1 protein-coding gene and 1 pseudogene are annotated in these 2,105 nt (G+C 64.8%); both read right to left on the reverse strand.

Going from position 1 to position 2,105, the window contains the following annotated elements; genetic code table 11:
* Nucleotides 1–402 (reverse strand): annotated as a pseudogene (locus tag I5M_RS33095) (hypothetical protein); the annotation flags it as partial.
* 371 nt (nt 403–773) lie between these two features.
* Nucleotides 774–2,105, reverse strand: a 1,332-nt coding sequence (locus I5M_RS10785) for a hypothetical protein (protein WP_210161621.1), incomplete at its 5' end; no start/stop codon positions are given.

Consider the following 2,105-nt stretch of genomic DNA (forward strand, 5'->3'; position numbering starts at 1 on the left):
CTGACGTTGATAAGCAGGGTTTTTGATCATGTCCGCAGCCAGCGCGTAGGCGCAGACGCCGCAGCCGAAATAATAGCCGGCCTCGAAACGGCCGAGCGCCGCAGGCAGGTCGTCCTTCGACAGTGCGAAGTAACCGGACATCAACAGCATCAGCGCCTTCGTCGCATCGGCGTTGGGCGGTGCAGCGTCGAAAGCCTTCTTGCTGACCTCGTCGAGTGTGCCGACAGCCCATTGGTCCGCCGGCTCTCGGCGCTTTATCCAGGGCGGCGCGATATCGGTCGAATTTTGCGCCAGCCCGACCAGGATGCGCTGCGTGTACAGCGCCCTATCGGCATCCGGATCGGTTTGTTGCGAGGACGACGGCGGCGGGACCGGAGCGGGGGCCGGCGCGGGCTCGGGCACGGCCGGGAGCGATGCTGGCGGCGCCGGCTGCGGAACTGGCGCCGGTGGAGGGACTGGTTGCGGCGGGGCTGGAGCCGGTGCTGGCGCAGGCCGCGGCTCTGGAGTGGCTTGCTTTGGTGGCTCGGGCGGCACCGCCTTCGGCTGCAGCGCATAGACGGCGGCACCAAGCGCGGCAACGCCCACGGCGGCCAGCACGACCGGGCGCTTGTACCACTGCACGGGCGGCGGTGGCTCCTGCCGTTGGCCGCCGGTGGCCAAGTCGGACGACGAGGCAGCACTGGTTTTAGCCTCGCGCGACGCGCAGATTGGGCAAGTCTCGTGAGCGCCAGCGTCGAAGGGGTGCCCCTGGACGCAACGAACCATTCGCCGGGTCATCGGGGCGCGTTTCCTTTTGTGATCTTCATGGCGCTCGCATAGTCGTCGAGCTTGATCGTGCCGGCCATCACGCGGTTGGCGATGAACGAGGCAAACTCCGGCGGAAAGCCCTTGCTGCTCATCTGCGCGACGAGATCATCGCGTTTGACGGTCGCGGGTGGAGCAGCGGCGCCGGGCGATGGCGGCTGCATCACCAATCCGATCCACTGCGAGGCAATGCCGGCGCTGATGGCGCCGGTCTCGCTCATCGACCTGAGCAGCGCGATCATGCGGCCGGGATTTTCCGCGGGCGCCGGCGCGTTCCGCGTCGATGCGGGAGTCGGCTGTTTTTCGACGCTCCGGATGCGACGCTCCAATTCGTCGGCGCTCCACCAGCCGCGCGAGGCGCGCGTGAGAAACTCCTGGGCGAGAAGCGGCGGGACAGCCGCCGCGGTCAGTCGGCGTCGGGCTGCGTCGAGTGCATCTGCGCTCGGCGCGGCACCCGCGGGATCTGCCGATTTCGAACTTGTGAGTAGCGCGACATAGTCGGTCAGCTGCGACTGGCTGATACTCCCGGCCTCGAACCTCCCTGTCAGATCGTCGATCAACCGGGCCATCGCTTCCTGATTGGGGGCCTGCTGCCGTGGAGGCACCGCATTGAGGCGGACGCGGTACATGAAAGAAAGCGTCGGCACGATCTCCTTTCGATATGCGGTGGATTCGGGTGCGCAGGTCAGAGAATCGCACGGAGCACCGTCAATCCACTGCTGGAACCAGCGCTGCGCGTCCTCGCTCAGCTTTTGTTCAACGATATCGTTCTCGGTTGCTTTCAGCACCATGAGCAGCGGGAAGGGATGGTGGCTGCTAATTTGAAGGAAATCCGTGATACTTTGGCTGCCGTAGAGCGCGCGGAATTCGACTTTGCAATAGCTGTTCGCCAAGTTCGGCCCGTCGGAATTACTCGATGTGCTGCGCGTATTCGCATTGATATAGGCAGCGTAGATCGCCAGAACTTCTCCCCGTCGCACCCGTCTCGCGTTCCAGGAGCTTCTGAGGGACATTACACCGCGCGGGTCAATGTCGACGGCTCTGCTCCGATCATCGTCGTAGCCGCGTTCACGTGTCATCCCGCGGGAGATCGGACCGAACGACGGCGCGCCGGCAGTCGGGACAAGCGATGCCGTATTCGAACCGTCGCCCGCCTTACGCGAGACTCTCAGATCGATGATCGCATCGCCGCAGTCGTGATATCGCAGCTCCAGGAACACGGCTGTCGCGTCTTCCCAGGTCCTCAATTGCTCCTGCAGCGCGGCGATCTTCGCCTGCAACGCCGCAGGATCGAAAGCCCG

This window comes from Rhodopseudomonas sp. B29 (genome assembly GCF_000333455.1).
Lineage (GTDB): Bacteria > Pseudomonadota > Alphaproteobacteria > Rhizobiales > Xanthobacteraceae > Rhodopseudomonas.